A 24,781-nucleotide genomic window follows, 5' to 3' on the forward strand; every position below is an offset into this window, starting at 1 on the left:
TGAGATAACGTGCGAAAGTATGTTCGGTATGCTAATATAATTAGTAGAGAATAATCATTTTTAAATGAGCCTGGGTAGGTTATTCCAGGCTTTTTTTAATTTCTAAAAATGATTGTATTGGAGGGGTTAACTTGATTGATAGACATGATGATGGCGTTTTTGACTTAGTTTCAAAGTACGAACCAACTGGAGACCAACCGAATGCGATTAAAACTTTAGTTGATGGATTAAATGATGGTAAAAAAGAACAAGTATTACTGGGTGCAACGGGAACGGGTAAGACGTTTACCATTTCAAATGTGATTAAAGAAGTTAATCGTCCCACATTAGTCCTTGCGCATAATAAAACATTGGCTGGACAATTATATGGTGAATTAAAAGAATTCTTCCCGAATAATGCGGTGGAATATTTTGTGAGTTATTATGATTACTACCAACCAGAAGCTTACGTTCCTTCAAGTGATACGTATATTGAAAAAGATTCCAGTATTAACGATGAAATTGATAAATTACGACATTCTGCAACAAGTTCATTATTAGAACGTAATGATGTGATTGTTGTTGCATCTGTCTCAAGTATCTTTGGATTAGGTGATCCAACAGAATATCGTGATCATGTTATTTCATTGCGTACTGGAATGACAATGGAACGTGATGATTTACTTAGAAAATTAGTCGATATACAATTCGAACGAAATGATATTGATTTTCAACGTGGTCGGTTTAGAGTTCATGGAGATATTGTGGAAATTTTCCCAGCATCTCGTGATCAAAAAGCTGTTCGTATTGAATTTTTTGGCGATGAAATCGATCGTATTCGTGAAGTTGATTCATTAACAGGTGAAGTTATGGGTGAACTTGAACACATGGCTATTTTCCCCGCAACGCATTTCATGACGAATGATGATGTGATGGATCATGCCATTGAAGGTATTGAAGTTGAATTGGCTGATCGATTAAAAGAATTAAAAGATGAAGATAAATTATTAGAAGCCCAACGTATCGATCAACGAACTACTTATGATTTAGAAATGTTACGTGAAATGGGCTATACATCCGGAATTGAAAACTATTCCCGCCATATGGATGGACGTAAACCTGGCGAACCTCCATATACATTAATTGATTTCTTTCCCAAAGATTTCTTGATCGTAGTTGATGAATCTCATGTAACCATGCCTCAAATTCGAGGGATGTACAATGGTGATCGCGCTCGTAAACAAATGTTAGTAGATTACGGATTCCGTTTACCTAGTGCACTGGATAACCGACCATTAACGATTGCGGAATTTGAAGAGCACGTTAATCAAGTCATTTATATGTCTGCAACACCAGGACCTTACGAAATGGAACGGACGTCAGATGTTGTTCAACAAATTATTCGACCAACTGGATTACTAGATCCAATCATTGAAGTTCGTCCAATTATGGGCCAAATTGATGATTTAGTTGGCGAAATTAATTTACGTATTGAACGCAATGAACGTGTCTTTGTCACAACATTAACCAAGAAAATGTCAGAAGATTTAACTGATTATTTGAAAGAGTTGGGGATGAAAGTTGCGTACTTGCATAGTGATATTAAAACGATGGAACGAACGAAAATTATTCGCGATTTACGCTTAGGCACATATGATGTTTTAATTGGAATTAACTTATTACGTGAAGGTATTGATGTTCCTGAAGTGTCATTAGTGACAATTTTAGATGCCGATAAAGAAGGTTTCTTACGTAGTGAACGTTCTCTAGTTCAAACAATTGGTCGTGCAGCTCGTAACGAAAACGGACGAGTGATTATGTATGCTGATAAAGTGACGGATTCAATGAAGGGCGCAATGGAAGAAACGCAACGCCGCCGTGATGTCCAAATGGCATATAATGAGGAACATCATATTACGCCAACTACGATTAAAAAAGCCATTCGTGAGTTAATTACGCCAACAAAAATTGAAGATAATTCAGGAACTGTTAAAACCTTTACCGAAACTGAATTTTTGGATATGGATAAAAAGGAACAACAAGATATGGTTGATCGCTTAGAAGGACAAATGAAAGAAGCAGCTAAAAAATTAGATTTCGAAACAGCTGCATCATTGCGTGATACGGTATTAGAATTAAAAACACAAATGTTATAAATAGGGGGATATTTCTTGAAAAATGATAAAATTGTGATCCATGGTGCGCGTGCGCATAATTTAAAAAATGTGGATGTCACTATCCCAAGAGATAAATTAGTTGTGATTACGGGACTTTCAGGATCAGGGAAAAGCTCATTAGCTTTTGATACACTTTATGCTGAAGGACAACGTCGCTATGTTGAAAGTTTATCAGCATATGCACGTCAATTTTTAGGGCAGATGGATAAGCCAGATGTTGACTCAATTGATGGGTTATCACCTGCTATTTCGATTGACCAAAAAACAACTTCAAAAAACCCACGATCAACAGTTGGGACAGTCACTGAAATTAATGATTATTTAAGATTATTATGGGCTAGAGTTGGACATCCAATTTGTCCAAATGATGGTCATGAAATCACGAGTCAATCCGTTGAACAAATGGTTGACCGTGTTTTAGAGTTAAAAGAGCGTACAAAACTTCAAATTTTATCACCTATTATTCGCAATAAAAAAGGACAACATAAAAAGATATTTGAAACGATCAAACGAGAAGGATTCGTCCGTGTTCGAGTTGATGGCGAGCTTCATGATATTGATGAAGAATTTGATCTTGAAAAAAAGGTCAAACACTCTATTGATATTGTGATTGATCGGATTGTTGTCAAAGAGGGCATTCGCTCACGTTTATTTGATTCATTTGAAGCAGCATTACGTTTATCTTCTGGCTACGCCACTGCAGATATTCTTGATGGTGATACAGATGGTGCAACAATTCAATTTTCCGAACATTATGCATGTCCTATTTGTGGATTTACAGTTGGAGAATTAGAACCACGTTTGTTCTCATTTAATGCACCATTTGGTGCTTGTGAAACTTGTGATGGTTTAGGAATGAAGTTAGAAGTCGATGAAGATTTAGTCGTTCCAGATCCAACTAAAACGCTAGCAGAAGGGGCAATTGAGCCATGGAATCCTATTAGTTCGCAATATTACCCATCGATGTTAGCCCAAGCTGCAGAAGCTTTTGGAATTCCAATGGATGTGCCATTTGAAAAGTTAACAGATGAACAACGTGATATTGTTTTGAATGGCGCTGGAACACGTGAATTTCATTTCCATTACGCTAATGACTTTGGTGGCGTTCGTGATGTAGATGCATTATTTGAAGGGGTTATTACAAATATTAGTCGTCGTCATACGGAGACTAATAGTGACTTTACGCGTGAACAAATGCGTAAATATATGACCAGCTTAACGTGTCAAACATGTCACGGTTACCGCTTGAATCGTAAAGCATTAGCCGTCCAAATTAATGGCCAACATATTGGTAAAATTTCCGCACTTTCAATTGGTGACGGCTTACCTTTCTTTGATAACGTTAACTTGTCAGAAAAAGAATCAATTATTGCAGCACCTATTTTGAAAGAAATTCGTGACCGCTTAACATTCTTACAAAATGTTGGCTTAAATTATCTGACATTATCACGTTCTGCAGGAACACTTTCAGGTGGAGAAGCACAACGGATTCGACTAGCCACGCAAATTGGCTCTAATTTATCGGGTGTTTTATATATTTTAGATGAACCTTCAATCGGGTTGCATCAACGTGATAATGATCGCTTAATTGAATCACTTAAGAAAATGCGTGATTTGGGTAATACTTTAATTGTGGTTGAACATGATGAGGATACCATGATGGCTGCTGATTATTTAATTGATGTTGGTCCTGGTGCTGGTGAATTAGGTGGTGAAATTGTTGCTGCTGGAACGCCCACACAAGTTAAAAAGAGTCGCAAATCATTAACTGGACAATATTTATCAGGAAAGAAATTTATATCATTACCTGATGAACGACGTGCTGGCAATGGTAAGAAGATTCGAATTACCGGCGCAAAAGAGAATAACTTAAAAAATGTAACGGTCGATTTTCCTTTAGGTAAATTCATTTCAGTTACAGGTGTCTCAGGTTCCGGTAAATCAACTTTAGTGAATGGTATTTTGAAAAAGGTATTATCACAAAAGTTAAATCGAAATTCTGAAAAACCAGGTAAATATAAATCAGTTTCTGGTGTTCAAAATATTGAAAGTGTTATTAATATTGATCAAAGTCCAATTGGTCGAACACCGAGAAGTAATCCCGCAACTTATACAGGCGTCTTCGATAATATTCGTGATTTATTTGCGGAAACTAACGAAGCAAAATTACGTGGTTATAAAAAAGGTCGTTTTAGTTTTAATGTCAAAGGTGGACGTTGTGAAGCCTGCAAAGGTGACGGGATTATTAAAATAGAAATGAATTTCCTACCAGATGTCTATGTGCCATGTGAAATTTGTCACGGGGCACGCTATAACTCTGAAACACTTGAAGTGACTTACAAAGGTAAGACAATCTCTGATATTTTAGATTTAAAAGTTGGCGAAGCTTTGAAATTCTTCGAACCAATTCCTAAAATCAGACGTAAACTGCAGACAATTGTTGATGTTGGTTTGGGCTATGTTTCGTTAGGCCAATCGGCAACAACATTATCAGGTGGTGAAGCGCAACGGATGAAGTTAGCTTCTGAATTACATCGTCAATCAAATGGTAAGAGTTTTTATATTCTTGATGAACCAACAACTGGTTTGCATACAGATGACATTAAACGCCTACTTAGCGTTTTAAATCGTTTGGTTGATGCGGGTAACACAGTCTTGGTTATTGAACATAACTTAGATGTGATTAAAACATCTGACTATTTAATTGATTTAGGTCCAGAAGGCGGCGAAGGTGGCGGAACGATTCTTGCGACTGGAACACCAGAAGAAATTGCTGAAGTGCCTGAAAGTTATACGGGACACTATTTAAAACCAATCTTAGAACGTGATCGTGCGAGAATGAATAAATAAATTAAGAAGTCAGATGAAAATCTGGCTTTTTTTTATTCCTTTTTTTTTAAAAAGTGTTAACTTTAAAGAAGACATAAAATAAATTGGAGGAACGGCTGACCATGGGCAATAACTATAAGAGTGTTTTTGATATTATTGGACCTGTTATGATCGGACCATCTAGTTCACATACAGCTGGTGCCGCTAAAATCGGTAAGGTTGGATTTCAATTATTTAATGGGAGAATCACTAAATTAAAAGTTCGCTATTATGAATCATTCGCAAAAACACATCGCGGGCACGGGACTGATTTTGCGACCGTTGCTGGGGTATTAGGCTTTGAACCTGATGATGTCCGTTGCCCACAGTCAATTCAGATTGCGGAAAAAATGGGGATTGAGATTCAGTTTATTGAAGATGCACACCCAAGTCCAATTAACCATCCGAATAGTGTTAAATTAACGATTGAAAATGAGACAAAAAAAATCGAATTAATGGGTTGCTCAATTGGTGGTGGCACAATTGAAATTAGGGCTTTCACTATAAAAAAACAACAATTTTTTCCAAAGGGTAGTTTACCGATACTAGTGTTGGAAGCTAATCCAGTAAATAAAAATAAAATTCAAAAACAAATCGAAAAATCGACAACTATTGTTATGCAAAGTGAATCTGAGTTAATGCCAGAGGATATTATGTATGAATATGATTTATCCAAGAATATTACTGAGACTGATATTAAGCAACTGCGATTATTAACGCACAATCTCATTTATTTAAAATAGGAGGTTCCATCTTGTATAAAAGTATTGCTGAGTTAGTTTCAACTGCTAATAAAGAACACAAATTAGTTTCAGAATTAATGATTGAACAAGAAATGGCGCAATCAAGTGAAACTAGAGACGTTATCATTGAAAAAATGTCTGCTAATCTTGAAGTGATGAAGCAAGCGATTGAAAAGGGATCAAATGGTGAAGGCGTTTCTTCAGCAACGGGATTAACGGGTGGAGATGCGGTCTTACTACGGAAATATCGTGAGAAAGGGCACTCTTTATCTGGGGATGCTAACTTAGAGGCGATGCAATATGCAATTGCGACTAATGAAGTCAATGCTTCGATGGGACTTATTTGTGCGACACCGACTGCAGGTTCATCTGGAACGTTGCCTGGGGTTATTTTCATGATACAAAAACGATTAAATTTATCACATGAAAAGATGTTACAAGCTTTATTTACGTCAAGTGCCTTTGGAATGATCGTGGCAAATAATGCCATGATTGCCGGAGCGACTGGTGGCTGTCAGGCAGAAGTCGGCAGTGCATCAGCAATGGCAGCAGCTGCCGCCGTTGAGGTTACTGGTGGAACGCCGGAACAATGTGCAGAGGCTTTTGCGATGGGACTTAGTAATTTATTGGGACTGGTTTGTGATCCAGTTGCTGGATTAGTTGAAATTCCATGTATCAAGCGAAATGCAATAGGAGCCGTGAATGCTTTAACGGCAGCAGATATGGCACTTGCTGGATTATCTAACAAAGTACCAGCTGATGAAGTTATTATGGCTATGAAAGACATTGGCGAACGTATGCCGAGCTCGCTTAGAGAAACTGGGATTGGTGGATTAGCTAGTACACCAACGGGCCAAGCAATTAAAATGAAAATATTTGGTGAAACGATATAGGGTTGGAAACAACTCTTTTTTTGTGCGCAGATACAAAAGAAACACCAGGTATGTTATAATAATTATAGTAGATTTGGAGGAATGAATATGACAGATACGTTAGAGCTAGTTGTAATTACAGGGATGAGTGGGGCCGGTAAGACGGTCGCAATGCAAAGTTTTGAAGATTTAGGTTATTTTTGTATTGATAACTTACCACCAACTTTATTACCTAAGTTCTGGGAGTTGGTAAAAGAGTCAGGTAAAATTTCAAAAATTGCCCTTGTTATGGATTTAAGATCAAGAGCTTTTTATGATGAAATTATCGAAATGTTATCAGGATTTGATAACACTGAATTTGTAACCACTAAAATTGTCTTTCTTGACGCATCAGATGCAGAATTAGTTTCTCGTTACAAAGAAACAAGACGTGCGCATCCGTTAGCAATGGAAGGCCGTCTGATGGATGGCATTGAAAAAGAACGTGACTTATTAAATGATATTAAAACACAAGCACAATTAGTGATTAATACGACTAATTTGTCACCACGTCAGTTACGTGAAGAGATTTTTCATAATTTTGAAACCAGAGAAACAGCTAATTTTCATGTTGAAGTCTTATCATTCGGATTTAAATATGGCCTACCTATCGATGCAGATATCGTGATGGATGTCCGTTTCTTACCTAACCCACACTATATTCCAGAATTAAAACCACAAACTGGCTTAGATAAGGCAGTTTATGATTATGTGATGAAACAACCAGCTACAGAAGGTTTTTATACCAAATTTGAATCGTTAATTGAGTCAATTTTACCTGGCTACGAAGCTGAAGGTAAAACCAATTTAACGATTGCGATTGGCTGTACTGGTGGACAACATCGCTCAGTTGCTTTAGCTAAAAGATTGAGTGAAGAATTGAAAATTAACTATCCGGTGAACGTTACACACCGTGATATTAATAAAAGTAAAGAATCGGTCAATCGATCATGACGAGAAGTGGACATAGACCTAAGATAGTCGTTATTGGTGGCGGAACAGGGCTACCCGTTATTTTAAAAAGTTTAAGAGATAAAAATGCTGATATCACGGCGATTGTAACGGTTGCTGATGATGGTGGTTCGTCAGGTATTATCAGAGATTACGTGAATGTTGTGCCGCCTGGTGATATTCGTAATGTTATTGCCGCATTATCTGAGTTACCAGAAATATATTTAGATATATTCCAGTATCGGTTTGATACGTCCGATCGATTTTTTGCAGGACATGCGATTGGTAATTTAATTATTGCAGCACTAACTGAAATGAAAAATGGTGTTTTTGCTTCTGTCCAAGAATTATCAGAAATGATGAGAGTTGATGGACATGTCTATCCCGTTGCGGATGAACCGTTAGTATTAAATGCAGAATTTTCTGATGGCACTTTTTTAGCGGGGGAAGCAGAAATAACTGCCGCTAGAAAATCAATTAAGCGTGTTTGGGTAACCTCAAGTGAAAAAAGTGAAACTAGTGTGCCAGAAGCTGTACCAGAAGTTGTTCAAGCTATTCTTGAAGCAGACCAAATTGTCCTTGGACCTGGGAGTTTGTTCACAAGTATTTTGCCTAATTTAGTTATTGGTAATGTGGGTAAGGCACTGTCTGAAACAAAAGCAGAAGTTGTTTATATCTGTAATATTATGACGCAAAAGGGTGAAACAGAACATTTTACTGATGCTGATCATGTGCGTATTTTGAATGGGCACCTAGGTAAATGTTTTGTGAATACAGTGCTTGTGAATACGGCACCGGTTCCTGAAGGTTATATGGATAAAGAAAAATATGATGAGAATTTAATTCAAGTTGAACATGACTTTAATGGATTAAGGGAACAACATTGTCGAGTGATTTCATCTAACTTCTTAAAATTAAAAGATCAAGGTGTCTTCCATGATGGCAATAAAGTCGTTGAAGAATTAATCCGTTTAGTTGGTCGACCAAATCGCGAATTAAGACATAGAAAGACTATTTAGTACAGAGATAAGGTGAAAGAATGTCATATGCAAGTGAAGTGAAAAAAGAATTAACGACCCTCAAAGTCAGAAAAAATAATGCTAAAGCAGAGTTAATGGCGTTAATTAGAATGAATGGGTCTTTGAGTATTATTAATCATCAATTTGTTTTAAATGTTCAGACTGAGAATCCCGCAATTGCGAGACGGATTTATGAACTTTTAAATGAATTTTATGACATTACAAGTGAACTATTAGTTCGTCGTAAAATGAAATTAAAGAAAAATAATATTTATATTGTACGTTTAAAAACAGGTAGTGATTTTGTTTTAAAAGACCTGGATATCATTGAAGATATGCAACTTAAAATGGGTGTACCAATGGATCTGTTGGCCCATGATGATATGATGATGCGTTCATATTTACGTGGGGCATTTTTGGCAGGTGGTTCTGTTAATAATCCTGAAACAAGCCGTTATCATTTGGAAATTTACTCAGTCTATGAAGAACATAATCAAACAATTTGCGAAATGATTAATAAATTTGGATTCAACGCTAGAATGACTGAACGTCGAAGTGGTTATATCGTTTATTTAAAAGAAGCAGAAAAAATTGCTGATTTCTTGTCATTAATTGGCGCAACAACGGCTATGTTGAAGTTTGAAGATATTAGGATTGTCCGCGATATGCGTAATTCAGTTAATCGCATGGTTAATTGCGAAACAGCTAATATGAATAAAGTGGCGGATGCTGCGAATAAACAAATTGCTAATATTGAGTTTATTGCACATTCTGTTGGTTTAGGGCAATTACCTTCTAAATTAAAAGAAGTTGCTGAAACACGTCTGGTTCATCAAGAAGTTAGTTTGAAAGAATTAGGTGATTTAGTACCAGGTGGTCCAATTTCAAAATCTGGGATTAATCATCGGCTACGAAAAATTAACGAATTTGCTGAAAAAGTTCGAATTGGTGAAAAATAAACGAAATTTTAAAGAGGTGAGATAGCATGATAACATTTAAATATGATACGCAACTACTAATAGAAGGTAGTACATTAGACGAGGACCAATTGAACGATAAGATTTTACGTCAATTCAAAGGTGATAGTTTACTTGTTGCGGGAGATTCTGATTTAATGAAACTGCATTTCCATACGAATGCGCCGTGGGAAATATTAGAATATTGTGCTGGACTTGGAGAAATCTTTGATGTTGTTGTTGAAGATATGGTCAGACAATCTAAAGGATTAAAAGGTTAACCAAATAAAATACGCATATAACTGATAGCTTTTATCTTAGCTATTAATTATATGCGTATTTTTTATTTATCTAAATATGATTTTAAGGTAGCTAGATCAATTGATTCATCAAAAATATGGTCGTCAACGATAACGGTTGGTACAAATTGAATATTTGCGTCGTTAGCTTCAGCGATAATTGAGTTAATGTAAGTTTTATCAGAAACGTCAGTTAAACTAAAGGTCTTTTCCATATAGGCAGCAACCTCATCCAGTGTTAAGTCTTTCCACGTATCTTGCGTTTTAAATAATTCAGTTATTAAATCGTAAGATTTTTGCGGATTATCTAAAGGAAGATAATGATGAGCAACATTACCACGTTGTAAGGATTCTTTTTCTTTATCAAAAAGTTTGATGACACGTTTTACACGTCCGTTTGCAACATAAGAATCTAAAGTCTCTTTAGATTTTTCGAACCATTCTTTTGAGTAGGGGCAACGTAGGTTAATAAACTCAATAATTGTTTTTGGCGCGTCAGAGTTACCAATCACAAGTCCAAAGTCCCGATTTACTTTTGAAGCATCAATAATTGAAATATCCATTTTTATCAGTCCAGTCTTCATTTATTAGCGTCAGTATAGCATAAGACGGGTTCATCTGAATAATTATCCGCTCAAAAAAAGGACACTAACAAAAGTTAACTTGTTAGTGTCCTTAAACGTTAAAGCTTATTTAAGCCCTTTTTTGTTAGTCATAATTTTATCAATCAAACCGTATTCTTTTGCTTGATCAGCAGTCATAAAGTTATCACGATCTGTATCTTTATCGATAACTTTAATATCTTGACCAGTTGCATCAGCTAAAATTTGGTTAATCAATGTTCTTGTTTTCAAGATATGTGCAGCAGCAATTTCAATTTCTGTTGCTTGACCTTGAGCGCCACCAAGTGGTTGGTGAATCATAATTTCTGAGTTAGGTAATGCAAAACGTTTACCCTTTGTACCAGCAGTTGCCAATACACTGGCCATTGAAGCAGCCATACCCATAACGATTGTTTGAACATCAGCATTGATGAAGTTCATTGTATCGTAGATAGCTAAACCGGCTGAAACAGAACCACCGGGTGAGTTAATGTAAATTGAAATATCTTTTTCTGAGTCTTGAGCGTCTAAGAAAAGTAATTGAGCGATAATAGCATTTGCCATATCATCATTAACTTCACCAGATAACATAATGATTCTGTCTTTTAAAAGACGAGAGTAGATATCATAGGCACGTTCGCCACCGGCAGATTGTTCGATAACTGTAGGAACCATATTCATAGTTAGAAACCTCCGAATTTATTATTATTTACTTTTTTTATATTAGCATTTGAACTAATGTAATGCTAGTTTAAACCCTTGGTCAAAAAAGGTCAAATAAAATAAACTAAATTTATTCTTTAGTTTCTTTTAAAATAATCGCATCTGATGACCTTGTTTTTGAACCATAGAGTAGGTTCCCTGATAAATGACGAACCAAGTAGCCAGAATAAGATACTGAAAGGGCTACAGGTGGTTTAATAGGTGTTACAGAATGTTGCGTTGAAACAAAAGCGATTGGTGATTTATCTGTTACTTTTTTCTTAACCTTACGAGGTTTTTGTTTTTTAGGTGCCGAAACCTTAGGGGACACAGGTTCTGCATTTTTTCTGGGATCCATTGGATTCACAGGAGCTACACGAGAATCTTCACTATCGCTTCGCGGTGTTGCTTTAATTTGTTTGGGTACATACATGGATAAAATGAACAAGTTAGCTACGATTGAGGCTAAGGAAATTCTAGTTAGGCGGGATGTTCTAAACTTTTTATGCATTAGTGATATCCTCCTGACTATCTGTTCGAATAGCCACAACCATATTAGCAAATATCTCCCAATCAGAAGCTAATGGTGGACTATTCCAGATTAGGTAGCGACTGGGGACATCTGCCATCAAGAAGTCAGAAAGGTAAATATCGGTTTGATCTGTTAATTTGTAGTTAACTTCCAAATTAAAGAAGGGCATTGAATCAAGATTTTTGTGAATTAAATCATTGTAGTTACTCCCTTTTGAAAAATCAATTGTTATATGCACCGGTTTTGAAACGGTTGGTAAATCAATATAACGAATGAATAAGAAAAGATATTCTGATTTTAAACGGGCCATGTTAATGTTTTTTTCTTTGAAAATATCCGGTACATTCGTTGTTAAGTTAGTTATCAATTGGTCAACGAAGATATAAAACCAACTATAATTTTCTTTTAAAATAGTATTATCTACGGCAACTTGCCAACTAAAATCAATTTGGGCACTATGGTAACTAGAAAAATGAATACGAGATAATTCGTCAAATAATGTCATATAACTTTGTTCACTTAATGTGATATCAAAGAACTTTTGTAAGTCTTTAATAACAAAATTATTGAGTGATTCAATTTGTGAAAAGAAAGATGAGTTATTAAATGTAACGTCAACAATGTCTTCCATATAAAGGAAATTTAGAACAAATACTGTTTCAATTGATAACTGTTCATCCGTAAGTCCATTAATACCTGGATTTTCTTGAAGACAGTCTTGAATATTGGACATGATTGAGTCTGAATTAGCAAAATTAACATCAGCAAAACGATTAGTATCATTTCGATTAGAAGCTAAACTTTGTATGAGAACAGCTGAAAAATACTTTAGTTTCAATAATTGTATTTGTGTGAGATCAAGATTTAAGCTAGAAATTAATTGGTTAGAAAATAAACTAGAATTACGATCAACTTCTTCATTAAATGGGAAGTTGTAGTTCTTATAGACAGCTAAATAAAGGTTATAAAAAAATAAGCGAATATTTTCTTCAGGACCTACTAATTGGAAGTTTTTAGTGATTTTAAAGCCTAATTTTTGTAACATATCATCTAAAAATTTCTTGGTCCGATAACCAGTTGCTTCACTTAAAAATAACGATTCGGTGAAGGATTCTATACTAAAATTAGGGTTAGTAAATAGCGCATTCAGCATCAAAAATTGAGGTGACTGCTTAGCGTATAGAAGTAATAGGTGATCGATGGAATCTAAGCCATTTTTTTGTAGACTTACTTTGTTATTGCTAACTTTTAATAAATAGTAATCGTCTAATCCTTCAGTGACAAGATCTTCTTCTAAAGACTTGATAGTTGTTGCTGTATAATATTTTGACCATTTAAAATGTTTTTGGATGTCTGTTTGCGAAGCAGATTGGTCATAAGTATTCTCAAGATAAGAAAATAATTCTAACTTACGAATATCATCTTTGTTAAATATAAAGTCCATTTATCGCGATTCCTCCTCATTAAAGAGTATGTACTATCCATTATAGGGGAATTGCCAACGGTTTGCATATAAATCTAGAATCAATAATTATCATATTTTTAAAAAAATTGACAAAAGTGGTGATATAAAATAACATGTCATTAATATATGTATTCAAATTATAGAAATAACAGAAGAGTAATTTTTTTAGACAGGGAGAGGGAAATCTTTATGAATAAAATAGTATTAAGCGCCTTTGTAACACTATTAGGTCTCTATATGACTGCATCTGAGGCAACGATTCAAGCGGCGAAAACTAATCGTGGTAGTGCGCAATCCGATTTGTCTATGGATTTTCAATCTGGAGCAACAACAGTCGATTTTGCTTCTTCCCTTAGTTTCAATACAACTAAAATTGATTCGAATGATAAAAAAAGTTATGCCAAAGCGCAAGATATGGCAACAGGGGCAAGCACACCCAATTACGTTCAAGTTTCAAATTTTAGCGGAACTGAAAATGGTTGGGTGCTTGAAGCTAAACAGAGTCGCCAATTTGAATCTGAAGAGACGCATAAATCGTTAACGGGTGCCTATCTTAGTTTTAGTAATGGTGAACTTGTTTCCATTTCTGCGGATAAAAAACCTGGATTTTATAAGAAAAATTTTGATTTGTCTGTAGGAGCTAATAAAGTAGTCGTTGCCGCAAAAGGTGATGAAGGATACGGCACTTGGGTTTACCGTTTTGGGAATGAGGCAACTAAAGGAAATAGTATCGCTTTGAATATTCCCCGTGAGGCAACTAAGATGACAGATGTCTATCGTAGTGAAATTACATGGTCATTAAATGATGTGCCATCAAATGAATAATAATGAAATGATAACCACAAAATTTATTAAAAGATTCGGCTATTTATTTTTATTCAGTATTTTATTTTTATTCGGAGTGGACATTAAGCAGGTTAATGCCAGCCAAGTTGACTTTTCTGTTCAACCTATGATATCTGACTATCAATTAGATAAGAAAAAAACTTATTTTGATTTAAAAGCAGCACCAGGAACTAAAACACAGCTGAAAATTAAGGTAGCTAATCTTATTGATAAATCACTAACGTTTGAAGTCCTCATTAAGGATGCAACAACAAACTATAATGGGGTTGTGGAGTACGCGGAATCACAAAGTAAAGTATTGGCACAACAGCCGTTCTCAGTGGTAAAAGCAGTTAGAGCTCGTCAGAATCGTATAACTGTTCCTGCAAAAAGTGAAAAAATAGTTACTTTGGATGTTGCGTTACCCAATACGACTTTTGCAGGTGTCGTTGCGGGAGGTATATCGGTGATTGAAGACAATGATGCTCAGTCTCAAACAAAGTCAGAACGAGCGGTTATTGATAATCGTTATTTATATACGACTGCGGTAATATTCCATGGAGAACAACCTGTAACTAGCGCACAAGTAAAATTAAAAACGGTTGATATCACACAAATTAATGCACGTAATGTGATTGCTGCGAGATTTGAAAATCAGAGCGCTATGTTTTTAAATAAAGTTCAAATAAATACACAAGTCAGACGGTTAGGTAGTTCAAAAGTATTATATCGAGCAAGTAATAAGGACATGCAAATTGCCCCAACCAGTGCGGTTACCTTTCCAATTCCATTAGCTGCTGGTGAATTACTCAAAAGTGGTACCTACGAACTTAGTGCAGAGATGACTTCTAAAAATCAGGCATGGCATTTTAAACAGAAATTTACGGTAAGTGGATCAAAAGCAAGAATATTGAATGAGAAGGATGTTACAATCGATCAAACAAATTACTGGATCTATTGGATATTACTCTTGTTCGTACTGATAATCGTTAATGTTTTTGTTATATTATGGATTAATCGAAGATTAAAAAGAAAGTATCAACAAAAAATTAAATAATTTAAATGAAAAAGTTATTAATTAAGGGATATTATCTTTTAATTAATAACTTTTTTATTTTCAAATATTTTTAAAAAGGTAAAAAATGTGATTTAACATTGTGCACCATTGAAGATACAATATGTACATAATAATTGTAGATGTAGTATGTACATATTGTATCTTCACTTTACTAAAAGTTAATGGGAATTGTTAGAAAAATAGGGGATGACAATGACTTAACGATATGATAGTAAGACCAAATAAATAAGATAATTAAGCATTAGAGAGGGATAAAAGATGAGGAAACATAACAGTAGAACAAAAGAATGGATTTCAGCAACACTTATAACAAGTGCTGTTTTTGCAGGATTATTTGCTGGGGGGGCCAGTCACAGGGAACCTAGTGTATTTGCTCAAACTGATGAGAGCAGTATGTCAAGTGAGTCATCAGATAACGCCACAAGTGAATCAGGAAAAAAGGCGATATCAAGTGATTCTCTAAAAACTAAATCAATCACAATAAAAAAAAGTGAATCAAAAACAAAAGCTAAACCGTCAGCAAAAGCTAAACTAAGTACTAGAGCAGCTGGGTATGTTGGACCAGCAAATGATGTATTTCCTGATGATTACTGGGATACAACAAAAGATTATTCAGCGGAGTCAGCAACGGCATTTGTTTCACAGTCGGGTTCACAGAATAAACCTGGCGAACCTGTATTATATTTTGGAAATAATTATTTTCCTTTTCAAATGAATGAGTTATTAAATAATGATCCCGTCAGTGGTCTTAATAAGTCTGGTTGGGCCTACATGTTTGATACTGGAATAAATCCTGTTCCAAGGAAATCTTATGGAATTATTATTAATAATAGTGTCCCAGGTAATCGTGGATACGGGTTGGTATCATCCTTTTCATCAATTCCTTATACAATTGAATCTGCAGTTAAAGGTAAGGATATCACTGGATATCAACTTTTTAAAAATAAAACAGGTACTGGATTTAAGGCAATTATGTATGATACAAAGTATAAATTAAGTTATACATTTGAGGAAGTTTATGATGCTAGTGGCGGTGTTTATAGCTATTTTAGTATTACTAACAATGACACAACGGCTCGTGCAGTTGGAGCTATTGAGGGCGTCGATACATTCGTTGATGAGGATGCTGTTACCATTGAAAGCTTAGGCCCGGATGAAGGATTCAAAATGGTTGGGTCAGCACATAGTTTAAATTTCAAATTAAATGATCCAAGAAATAATACCAAATTAGGTGGATGGACGAATTACACAGGCGGAGATGAACCAAATGTTATGAATACTGGTTATTTAAATAATTATTTCAATGGTGGTGCACTTGGAACTGGAATGGAAAAATCACCACATAATAAAATTATTGCCGTTTCAAATATTAAGAATCCAGATAACCCATTTAAAGGCGATAGTGGGTTCATAATAAAAGCTAATCCGAAAACTTTGGAACCAGGAGGAACACTCGTAACGGGTTCTTATCAAACTTATAAGGAAGCTGTTGCACCTGTTGCAAGTGTAAAAGAACAAACGATTAATGCTTATGCAAGTCAAACTAATAGGCCTAAAGTTTTAGGAACGGTTTTAGATAAGGATGGCAGTAAAGGTTATATTCAAATTACCTATCCAGATGGGTCAACGTCAGGAACAACAGAGAATGTGTACGACACAGGTAAGGTAGATACTAGTGCTGATTATAGTGCAAACATTGACACTTCTAAATTAAAATTAGGTTCAAATAAGATAATAGTGACAGCTGTTGACGATAGTGAAGTAGAACAGTTAAAACCTGTTACGGTAACAGTCAATCTTTATAAATTAGGTGCAACTGCTATCCCACAAACAATCAAAGTTGGCGATACGGTTAAGACAGGCGAAACGGACTTAATTAAGAATTTAACAATTATTAATCAACCAACAGTTAATGCACATACCTTAAAAATGGATACAACAAATCCATCAGGTAAGCCACTTGATAATAAAACAGCAGGATTTTACATTCAAGATATGCTTTTAACAGATACTGCAGTTAAACCAAATGAAATCGCAAAAGTAGCTGTACCCGTTACCGTAACTGATAGTGATACTGCATTTGACAAAACTTCTGCTCTTTATGCCAAGGGATTTGAATTAAAAACAGCGGATATTCAAAACTTATCAACTGGTGATTTAGATACATTAATCTTGAATAATAGTAAAGCTAGAGGCTGGCTGATAGCGACGGGTGCCGAATCTAAAGTTAGTGTTAAGTCAACAGAACTTAAACCAACTTCAGGTGATGGTTTTTATAAAGCAGTTATCCAAAATTCTGATGGTCAAACAAAAGAAATTGTGATTACTGTCTCAGGTGGATTAAAAATTACATCAGCACCTACTGCAACTGACTATGGTTCTTCCAGTGGCGTGATATTACCTTACAGTGGAGAAAATTTTGATCTCCAACGTAGTGATTCTAGTACCAATAGCAGTGTGAATATTTCTAATGCAGGTAAACAAGCTTGGACATTAACTGCTCGACTTACAAAAGGTTTGACAGATAGTGCTAATGATAAGTTAACTGGTGTTTTGGAGTATGTAAATTCAGCTAATGGTGTACAAGATATAGAATCAAGTAGTGCAGAAGTTGGTTCAGGACAGTCTGAGGCAACTCAAGAAGTCCGTTGGGATAAGGATAAAGGAATTGTCGCTCAACTTAACGGAGGTAATACATCACTTAAAGCTGGAGCCTATACAGGGGAAATAACATGGACACTAGAGAATACACCTTAATGTTATAGTTTCTAATTTAATCTTAAATGATTTGAATATTTTTAGCAGTTTAATTATGAACTAAATAACAATCCCAAATAATAGTAAATCCATATCAATACTGCTAAGTATTGATATGGATTTTTTTAATAAAAATTAATGATAACTAAATTTTATTCGTATTTTAGTGGCTTAATAATTTTCGTTTTATGATGAGATAAAACTTATGAATAATTATTATTTGTTTAATTTTCAAATATTTTTAAAAAAATAAAAAATTTGATTTAACATCGTACACCATTGAAGATATAATATGTACATGTTAATCAAAGACAAAGCATGTACATGTTGAATTTTTAACTTTGCTAAAAGGTATATTTGATAAAAGTTAATAGAAATAGCTAGATAAATAGGGGATAGTAGTGAATTGGCAATATGTTAGTGAAATCAAATAGACTAAATTGATAAAATAATTAATAAGTTAAAAGCAAGGATTGGGGAGGGCTAAAAAATGAGAGAGTATAAAAACAGAAAAAAAGAATGGGTTTCGGCAACAATTATGACAAGTGCTGTTTTTGCAGGATTGTTAGCTGGGGGAGCTAGCCATAGAGAACCTAGTGTGTTTGCTAAAACCGATGAGAGCAGTATGTCAAGCGAATCATCAGATGAAACATCAAGTAAGTTAACGATTAAAGAATCAAGTGAATCAGAAAAAAAGGCGCTATCAAGTGAATCTGTAGAAACTAAATCAACAACTAAAAAAAGTGAATTAAAAATAAAAGCTAAATCATCAGAAAAAACTAAACGAAGTACTCGAGCTACCACTCGAGCAGCTGGATATGTTGGACCAAAAGATGAAATTCTACCTACTGTTAAATGGGAAACAAAAGATTACGCAGCTGATGTAGCAAAGACGTTTGTTTCACAATCGGGGAGATCTGATAAGCCTAATGAACCAGTTATGTACTTTGGAAATAGTATTGAACCTTTTCAGCCTAGTGAACTGACGAATAATAATGACGCAGATAGAGCAAGCAATAATAGTTCACCTAATTTACCATCTTGGTCATATACGTATACTACCGGAAAAAATCCGCGTCCATCGATTATACACGGGCTGATTATGGGCGACAAAATAGCTCGTGGTTATAATGTGAATGAAGCTTACCTAGACAACGGTATTTCTGGTATCGAGGGTGGACTTTTAGATGGGTCAATTACTGATTATCATCTTTATAAAAATAGTATGAACACGGGATTTAAAGCAACTATGTATGATAGTAAGTACAAAGTTAGTTATACTTTTGAATCAGTATATGGTAGGACTGGTGGTATTTACCGTTACTTTAGTATTACAAATAATAATTCAGATTCACAAAAAATAGGTGCCTTGGAAACAAATGATACTTTTGTAGATTCTGATAAAGTTCCTTTACAGAGTATTGGACCTAATGATGGCTTTAAAATGATTGGGGATAGTACTAGTCAGAAGCATGTTTTGGATGTGAGATTGAAAGATCCAGAGTCTAATGCTACTTTGGGTGGTTGGACAAATTATACGGGCGGTTCTCAAGATAAGATTCTAAACCCCGCTAATTTTAATAACTACTTTAAAGGGGGGGTAGCCGGGACAGGTATGGAAGGTTCAGCAGCAAACACTAATATTGGAATTGAAAATATTAGTAATCCAAGTAAAACAATTGGTGATGATAGTGCGTACATTATGAAAGCTAATCAAGTTGATTTAGCTCCAGGTGCAACACTTGTTAATGGGTCTTACCTTACTTATAAAGAGACAACACCTAGTACTCCTCCCGTTGCGACAGTTAAAAATACAATAATTAACGGTTACGCTGATCAAAAAGGTGTTGAGATTACAGGAGATGTTACTGATTCAGATGATACAAAAGGAAATATTGAAATCGGGTATCCAGATGGAACGTCAGAAAAGAATCCTTACGATACTATTACAGTGGATGTGAAGAATCCTACACCGTATTCTGTACCAGTTAATATGTCTAAACTAGGTCCAGGTAAAAATGAACTATTAGTTACGGCAGTTGATCCAGGTAATAACCGTCAAGAAAAACCAGTTACTATAACTGTTAACGTATTCAAATTAGGCGCAATTGCTATCCCACAAACAATCAAAGTTGGCGATACGGTTAAGACAGGCGAGACGGATTTGATTAAAGATTTGACAATTATTAATCAACCAACAGTTAATGCACATACACTAACTGTTGATGGGACAAATCCATCAGGTAAACCACTTGATAATAAAACAGTAGGATTTTACATCCAAGATATGCTTTTAACAGATATTGCAGTTAAACCAAATGAAATCGCAAAAGTAGCTGTACCAGTTACTGTAACTGATGATGACACTGCAACTGATAAAGTCTCTGCCCTTTATGCAAAAGGATTTGGCGTAAAGCAGGCAGATATTCAAAAATTAACAACTGATGAGTTGACTGCATTAATTCTAAAGACTAGTGAAGCTAAAGGATGGTTGTTAGCAACTGGTGCTGAATCTAAAGTAAGCGTTGATTCAACGACACTTAAACAAACTTCAACTGATGGTATTTATCAGGCAGTTATCAAAAATTCGGATGGTTTAAAAAAGACCATTAACATTGAAGTTACAGGTGGATTGAAAATTACAGAAGGACCTGGGGCAACTAATTACGGTTCTTTTTTAGGTGTTACGTTACCTTACAGCGGAGAAGACTTTAAAGTTCAACGTAGTGACCCTGATCCTCATGTTAATAGCGTACAAGTTTCTAACGCGGGTAAACAAGCTTGGACCTTAACAGCTCAACTTACAACACCGTTAACGGAGCATAACGATGCTAACGTTAAGTTAAATGGTGTATTGACATATATAGATGCATCTGGTCAATCGCAAGATATAGAATCAAACAGTGCAGAAGTTGGTTCAGGGCAATCTGAGGTAACTCAAGAAGTAAGTTGGGCAAACGACAAAGGAATTATCGTTCAACTTAATGGAAATAACCCTTTGCTTAAAGCAGGGGACTATACAGGGGAAATAACATGGACATTAGCGGATACGCCACATTCATAAACCTTGTTTAATTAATGTTAATCGTTAGCATATTGCTAATATTAAAAACTACCAAAATCTTACGAGGGGAGAAAATACGATGCTAAAAAGAAGTACAATTATGGGGATTCTTTTAGGAAGCATGGTACCTGTTGGTTTCGCCGTAACGCAAGTTTCAGCAAGCGATACAGTGGGCTATCAATCGCATGCGACTATTGAGTTAGTTGGAAGTACTGATGAAACACGACCTGTTAATCCAATTAATCCGACGGATCCGGTAAAACCAGTTAGACCTGTTAATCCGGGGACGCCAGGTCCGTTATCGATTGATTACGTTTCGAACTTACAATTCAGTCAACAAAAAATTTCTGGTAAAGATAGTGTTTATTATGCACAACTTGACCAGTTAGCTGATAAGAACGGTAAAGTCGGAGATTATCCAAACTATGTTCAGATAACGGATAACCGTGGGTCAAATGCAGGGTGGAAATTAACCGTTGCACAGACCAATCCATTTATGAATGGTAAAAATAAATTAGATGGAACGGTTATCACGTTGATGAATGGTGTTGTTAATGGTAGTAACCTGCATAGACCGACGGATAGTCAAGCAGCAATTAAGCCAGATGGTAAGGCAGTTACTGTGATGACAGCTAAGTTGGACAATGGTATGGGGACCTGGACGGATCGTTTTGGTAAAGATAATACAGCTGCTCAACAAAGTATTTCATTGTTTGTTCCAGCTGAGTCGAAAAAAGTAGCAGGGGCTTATAAGTCTGAACTAACATGGACTTTGACAGATGCTAAACTATAAAAAAAGAGATTAGGGGAAATATATATTATGAAAAAAACAAATAAATTATTATTCGCTGCATTACTTGGATTAGGTATTACAGGAACAGCTGTTACAACAGCTAACGCATCAGAAACAAAAGATTATGTATCACATGGTAACGTTGAATTGACTAAAAATGACGGAACAACAGACCCTGGTATTACTGATCCAACAGATCCAGGACATACTATCGATCCAACAGACCCAGTGAACCCAGGTACTGGTGGCCCATTAGCAATTGACTACGTTTCTAACTTTAACTTTGGTACACAAAAAGTAACAGGTAATGATACAACATATAACTCGGAATTAGTTGCAGCAACAACAGATAACCCAACAGCTGGAACTAAAAAAGACCTTGCAAACTTCTTACAAGTTTCAGATAACCGTGGTACAGTATCTGGCTGGAAACTTTCAGTTCAACAATCAAAAGCATTTACAAGTGAAACAACAAAATCAGTATTAGATGGCACAACAATTACGTTATCTAACCCTGAAGCAAATAATGCTGATAAAAATGGTACAAAACCAGCACCATCAATTTTAACAGATAACCTTGCAATTTCTTCTGCATCAGGTGATAAAGTTGTTATGCAAGCTAAAGATGGCGAAGGTTCTGGTACTTGGGTTGAAGCATTCGGTAATGCAACTAAAGACGCTGATAAAGCTAAAGCTTCTGTTAAATTAGCTATCCCTGGTGATAGCAAAAAAGTCGCAGAAAAATACACATCAGATTTAACATGGACACTTACAGACGCTAACTTATAAGAATTAATTCTATCAATAAAAAAAGGTTATTAATTAAAAGGGGAAATTAAAATGAAAACAACTAAAATCGTAACAAGCGCAATTATTTTATCAACATTAGGTTTAACTGCAGCACCAGCTGTACATGCCGCAGACCATACAGAAAATTACACATCATTAGGTAAGATTGGTTTTACAGAAAATGATGATAAAACACCACCCGTTAACCCAGTTGATCCAGATAAACCCGTTGATCCATTAGAACCAACTGTTCCTCCTGTTAGTCCTGGTACTGATGGACCATTATCAATTGATTACGTTTCTAACTTTGATTTTGGTGAAAACAAAATTTCTGGGGACGATACAACTTACTACGCTGCACCTGTCAAAGCAGTTAGTGGTGCTAAATATGCTACTTACTTACAAGTAACGGATAAACGTGGTACTAATGCTGGTTGGAAACTTTCAGTTAAACAAGAAAAACAATTTAATGATGGCTCAGCAGATTTAGATGGTGCAGTATTAAAAATGGGATCACAAAAATTAAATTCTAAAAATATGGATAGTGTAACTAATGCAACAACCCCAGCTATAGCCGATGCTACAATTACAGCAACACCTGGTAGCGCTGTTGAAGTCTTGAATGCAGCTAAGGGTCAAGGTATGGGTACTTGGACAGATTCATTTGGTGTATATGATGCAGATGCTACAAAGGATACAGCAATGAAGGCTGTTTCATTAGCCGTACCTGGTAATTCAGCTAAAGAAGCTAAACCATATACCACTGATTTAACATGGACAATTACTGACGCAGGGATGTAAACCTGTATCAACTAGGTTATTAAAAAATAGAGGGAATCAATAAAAGGGGAAATTAAAATGAAAACAACAAAAATCGTTGCAAGTGCAATTGCGTTAACAACATTAGGTTTGACTGCAGCACCAGCTGTACATGCCGCAAATAATACACAAACATATAATGAAACAGGTAAAGTAGGTTTTGTCGCAGGAAGCACAAGCCCAACAAATCCCACAGATCCAATCGATCCAACAAATCCAATTACACCAGATCCAGATCCAGATCCAATCAAACCTGGTACAGATGGACCTTTATCGATTGATTACATCTCTAATCTTGATTTTGGTGCTGATCATAAGATTTCTGGTTCTACAGAAACTTACTATGCACAACCAATTTCAGCTACAGATAGTAAAGGTGATAAGGTTAAACGTGCTAATTACTTACAAGTAACTGATAACCGTGGTACAAATGGTGGTTGGAAACTTTCAGTAAATCAAGATGCCCAATTTAATGATGGGACTTCTGAGTTGGCTGGTGCGCAATTAAAAATGACCGGTCAAACATTTAATTCTTCAAATATTGGTGACACGACAACAATCCCAACTGCTTTAAATAGTGGTGTTATTACACCAACTGTTGGAAAAGATGTTGAAGTTGTAAGTGCTGCTAAGGGTCAAGGTATGGGTACTTGGACTGATTCATTTGGCACATATGTCGATGGAACAGATACAGATGCTTCAATGAAAGCAATCTCATTAGAAGTACCTGGTAAAACAGCTAAATCAATTGGAACAAGTTACAAAACTAACTTAACATGGACATTAACAGACGCAGGTCTATAAAAAGATTAGAAGTAAGTTAAACCAAAGGGGAAATTAATTATGAAAAAAGCAGCAATTGCAACATCAGCACTTTTAGCAGTTACGTTATTTTCAACATTAGCACCTGCAGCACATGCTGCCGATATTACAAAAGGCACAACAGGTGATGTTAACTTCGTAGCTAATCCAGCTACTGGGGCAGGCGAACTTAAGCTAATCAGTGCACCGAGTGTTGATTTTGGGGATCAAGAAATTAGTGGATCAACAAAAACTTATGAACAAACGTCTTTTGGCGCTAAACCAGAGGATGCTAATATCCAAGTTGATGATAACCGTGGCTCAAATGTCGGTTGGAATTTAACAGTTGCAAATACACAATTTGCCACGGCAACGGGTACGGCACTTGATGGTGCTAAGTTAACCTTAACAAATGGTTCAATTATTAATGGTAATGGGGCAAAGTTTGTGGCTAATCCTGCAGCAACTATGCTTTTAGATGGTTCATCTAAAGCTGTTCCAGCAGTAGATGCAGCTAAAGATAAAGGTATGGGGCCTAACACATTACCTGTTACTAAAGCAACTTTAGAAGTACCTGGTGCAACAAGTAAATTAAATGAAAAATATACATCAACAATTACATGGACATTAAAAGACGCAGCATTATAAAAT

The 24,781-nt window shown here is 35.6% G+C and carries 21 protein-coding genes; 17 read left to right on the forward strand and 4 right to left on the reverse strand.

Annotated elements, in window-relative coordinates; genetic code table 11:
• Positions 1-131: 131 nt before the first annotated feature.
• The 8 genes from uvrB (at position 132) to AC1RPQ_RS04750 (ending at position 9,885) form a co-directional block, all read left to right on the forward strand.
• Positions 132-2,135 (forward strand): excinuclease ABC subunit UvrB, encoded by a 2,004-nt coding sequence (gene uvrB, locus AC1RPQ_RS04715; protein ID WP_481761481.1) that lies wholly within the window; start codon positions 132-134, stop codon positions 2,133-2,135.
• Positions 2,136-2,150: 15 nt separating this feature from the next.
• Positions 2,151-5,006, forward strand: coding sequence for an excinuclease ABC subunit UvrA (gene uvrA, locus AC1RPQ_RS04720; RefSeq protein ID WP_481761480.1), 2,856 nt, complete (start codon positions 2,151-2,153; stop codon positions 5,004-5,006).
• 101 nt (positions 5,007-5,107) lie between these two features.
• Complete coding sequence (locus AC1RPQ_RS04725) at positions 5,108-5,767, forward strand: serine dehydratase beta chain (RefSeq protein ID WP_481761479.1); 660 nt, start codon at positions 5,108-5,110, stop codon at positions 5,765-5,767.
• An 11-nt stretch (positions 5,768-5,778) separates the two neighbouring features.
• A complete protein-coding gene (gene sdaAA / locus AC1RPQ_RS04730) occupies positions 5,779-6,660 on the forward strand; it encodes an L-serine ammonia-lyase, iron-sulfur-dependent, subunit alpha (RefSeq protein WP_481761478.1) in 882 nt (293 codons plus the stop codon).
• Positions 6,661-6,747: 87 nt separating this feature from the next.
• Positions 6,748-7,632, forward strand: a complete 885-nt coding sequence (gene rapZ / locus AC1RPQ_RS04735; RefSeq protein WP_481761477.1) for an RNase adapter RapZ — start codon at positions 6,748-6,750, stop codon at positions 7,630-7,632.
• Positions 7,629-8,648 carry a gluconeogenesis factor YvcK family protein gene (locus AC1RPQ_RS04740; RefSeq protein WP_409022192.1) on the forward strand — a complete coding sequence of 340 codons (1,020 nt, stop codon included), beginning with the start codon at positions 7,629-7,631 and terminating at the stop codon, positions 8,646-8,648. The genes rapZ and AC1RPQ_RS04740 overlap by 4 nt, the downstream gene beginning before the upstream one ends.
• Positions 8,649-8,668: 20 nt before the next feature.
• Positions 8,669-9,607: a DNA-binding protein WhiA gene (gene whiA / locus AC1RPQ_RS04745; RefSeq protein WP_409022193.1), complete on the forward strand. Its 939-nt coding sequence runs from the start codon at positions 8,669-8,671 to the stop codon at positions 9,605-9,607.
• A gap of 26 nt (positions 9,608-9,633) precedes the next feature.
• Complete coding sequence (locus AC1RPQ_RS04750) at positions 9,634-9,885, forward strand: kinase to dihydroxyacetone kinase (RefSeq protein ID WP_481761476.1); 252 nt, start codon at positions 9,634-9,636, stop codon at positions 9,883-9,885.
• A 62-nt stretch (positions 9,886-9,947) separates the two neighbouring features.
• Here the strand turns inward: AC1RPQ_RS04750 and AC1RPQ_RS04755 are convergent, their stop codons facing one another.
• The 4 genes from AC1RPQ_RS04755 to AC1RPQ_RS04770 all read right to left on the reverse strand — a co-directional run bounded on the left by AC1RPQ_RS04755 (position 9,948) and on the right by AC1RPQ_RS04770 (position 13,183).
• Positions 9,948-10,466: a DsbA family protein gene (locus tag AC1RPQ_RS04755; protein WP_481761625.1), complete on the reverse strand. Its 519-nt coding sequence runs from the start codon at positions 10,464-10,466 to the stop codon at positions 9,948-9,950.
• Between the two features lie 126 nt (positions 10,467-10,592).
• Positions 10,593-11,186 (reverse strand): ATP-dependent Clp endopeptidase proteolytic subunit ClpP, encoded by a 594-nt coding sequence (clpP, locus tag AC1RPQ_RS04760; protein ID WP_409022195.1) that lies wholly within the window; start codon positions 11,184-11,186, stop codon positions 10,593-10,595.
• A gap of 112 nt (positions 11,187-11,298) precedes the next feature.
• Positions 11,299-11,718, reverse strand: a complete 420-nt coding sequence (locus AC1RPQ_RS04765) for a hypothetical protein (protein WP_409022196.1) — start codon at positions 11,716-11,718, stop codon at positions 11,299-11,301.
• A complete protein-coding gene (locus AC1RPQ_RS04770; RefSeq protein WP_481761475.1) occupies positions 11,711-13,183 on the reverse strand; it encodes a helix-turn-helix domain-containing protein in 1,473 nt (490 codons plus the stop codon). Before AC1RPQ_RS04770 ends, AC1RPQ_RS04765 begins: the two co-directional genes overlap by 8 nt.
• Positions 13,184-13,393: 210 nt before the next feature.
• On the opposite strand from AC1RPQ_RS04770, the gene AC1RPQ_RS04775 reads away from it, so the two are divergent.
• The 9 genes from AC1RPQ_RS04775 to AC1RPQ_RS04815 all read left to right on the forward strand — a co-directional run bounded on the left by AC1RPQ_RS04775 (position 13,394) and on the right by AC1RPQ_RS04815 (position 24,778).
• Complete coding sequence (locus AC1RPQ_RS04775; RefSeq protein WP_481761474.1) at positions 13,394-14,029, forward strand: WxL domain-containing protein; 636 nt, start codon at positions 13,394-13,396, stop codon at positions 14,027-14,029.
• Positions 14,022-15,086 (forward strand): WxLIP family cell surface protein, encoded by a 1,065-nt coding sequence (locus AC1RPQ_RS04780; RefSeq protein ID WP_481761472.1) that lies wholly within the window; start codon positions 14,022-14,024, stop codon positions 15,084-15,086. The genes AC1RPQ_RS04775 and AC1RPQ_RS04780 overlap by 8 nt, the downstream gene beginning before the upstream one ends.
• Positions 15,087-15,365: 279 nt before the next feature.
• A complete protein-coding gene (locus AC1RPQ_RS04785; protein WP_481761471.1) occupies positions 15,366-17,864 on the forward strand; it encodes a hypothetical protein in 2,499 nt (832 codons plus the stop codon).
• 490 nt (positions 17,865-18,354) lie between these two features.
• Positions 18,355-20,928 (forward strand): hypothetical protein, encoded by a 2,574-nt coding sequence (locus AC1RPQ_RS04790; protein WP_481761470.1) that lies wholly within the window; start codon positions 18,355-18,357, stop codon positions 20,926-20,928.
• Positions 20,929-21,007: 79 nt separating this feature from the next.
• Entirely contained in the window at positions 21,008-21,721 is a 714-nt protein-coding gene (locus AC1RPQ_RS04795) for a WxL domain-containing protein (RefSeq protein WP_481761469.1), read from the forward strand.
• A gap of 27 nt (positions 21,722-21,748) precedes the next feature.
• Positions 21,749-22,510 carry a WxL domain-containing protein gene (locus AC1RPQ_RS04800; RefSeq protein ID WP_481761468.1) on the forward strand — a complete coding sequence of 254 codons (762 nt, stop codon included), beginning with the start codon at positions 21,749-21,751 and terminating at the stop codon, positions 22,508-22,510.
• Between the two features lie 51 nt (positions 22,511-22,561).
• Positions 22,562-23,311: a WxL domain-containing protein gene (locus AC1RPQ_RS04805; protein WP_481761467.1), complete on the forward strand. Its 750-nt coding sequence runs from the start codon at positions 22,562-22,564 to the stop codon at positions 23,309-23,311.
• Between the two features lie 57 nt (positions 23,312-23,368).
• Entirely contained in the window at positions 23,369-24,133 is a 765-nt protein-coding gene (locus AC1RPQ_RS04810; protein WP_481761466.1) for a WxL domain-containing protein, read from the forward strand.
• 39 nt (positions 24,134-24,172) lie between these two features.
• Positions 24,173-24,778: a WxL domain-containing protein gene (locus AC1RPQ_RS04815; RefSeq protein ID WP_481761465.1), complete on the forward strand. Its 606-nt coding sequence runs from the start codon at positions 24,173-24,175 to the stop codon at positions 24,776-24,778.
• Positions 24,779-24,781 lie beyond the last annotated feature (3 nt).

The sequence above is a fragment of the Dellaglioa sp. CoH-57-MRSF-21 genome, from assembly GCF_056781915.1.

Coding starts and splice junctions, on each gene's coding strand:
- AC1RPQ_RS04725 (WP_481761479.1), top strand. CDS start 5,108: ATGGGCAATAACTATAAGAGTGTTTTTGATATTATTGGACCTGTTATG.
- rapZ (WP_481761477.1), top strand. CDS start 6,748: ATGACAGATACGTTAGAGCTAGTTGTAATTACAGGGATGAGTGGGGCC.
- AC1RPQ_RS04740 (WP_409022192.1), top strand. CDS start 7,629: ATGACGAGAAGTGGACATAGACCTAAGATAGTCGTTATTGGTGGCGGA.
- whiA (WP_409022193.1), top strand. CDS start 8,669: ATGTCATATGCAAGTGAAGTGAAAAAAGAATTAACGACCCTCAAAGTC.
- AC1RPQ_RS04750 (WP_481761476.1), top strand. CDS start 9,634: ATGATAACATTTAAATATGATACGCAACTACTAATAGAAGGTAGTACA.
- AC1RPQ_RS04755 (WP_481761625.1), bottom strand. CDS start 10,466: ATGGATATTTCAATTATTGATGCTTCAAAAGTAAATCGGGACTTTGGA.
- clpP (WP_409022195.1), bottom strand. CDS start 11,186: ATGAATATGGTTCCTACAGTTATCGAACAATCTGCCGGTGGCGAACGT.
- AC1RPQ_RS04765 (WP_409022196.1), bottom strand. CDS start 11,718: ATGCATAAAAAGTTTAGAACATCCCGCCTAACTAGAATTTCCTTAGCC.
- AC1RPQ_RS04770 (WP_481761475.1), bottom strand. CDS start 13,183: ATGGACTTTATATTTAACAAAGATGATATTCGTAAGTTAGAATTATTT.
- AC1RPQ_RS04775 (WP_481761474.1), top strand. CDS start 13,394: ATGAATAAAATAGTATTAAGCGCCTTTGTAACACTATTAGGTCTCTAT.
- AC1RPQ_RS04780 (WP_481761472.1), top strand. CDS start 14,022: ATGAATAATAATGAAATGATAACCACAAAATTTATTAAAAGATTCGGC.
- AC1RPQ_RS04785 (WP_481761471.1), top strand. CDS start 15,366: ATGAGGAAACATAACAGTAGAACAAAAGAATGGATTTCAGCAACACTT.
- AC1RPQ_RS04790 (WP_481761470.1), top strand. CDS start 18,355: ATGAGAGAGTATAAAAACAGAAAAAAAGAATGGGTTTCGGCAACAATT.
- AC1RPQ_RS04795 (WP_481761469.1), top strand. CDS start 21,008: ATGCTAAAAAGAAGTACAATTATGGGGATTCTTTTAGGAAGCATGGTA.
- AC1RPQ_RS04800 (WP_481761468.1), top strand. CDS start 21,749: ATGAAAAAAACAAATAAATTATTATTCGCTGCATTACTTGGATTAGGT.
- AC1RPQ_RS04805 (WP_481761467.1), top strand. CDS start 22,562: ATGAAAACAACTAAAATCGTAACAAGCGCAATTATTTTATCAACATTA.
- AC1RPQ_RS04810 (WP_481761466.1), top strand. CDS start 23,369: ATGAAAACAACAAAAATCGTTGCAAGTGCAATTGCGTTAACAACATTA.
- AC1RPQ_RS04815 (WP_481761465.1), top strand. CDS start 24,173: ATGAAAAAAGCAGCAATTGCAACATCAGCACTTTTAGCAGTTACGTTA.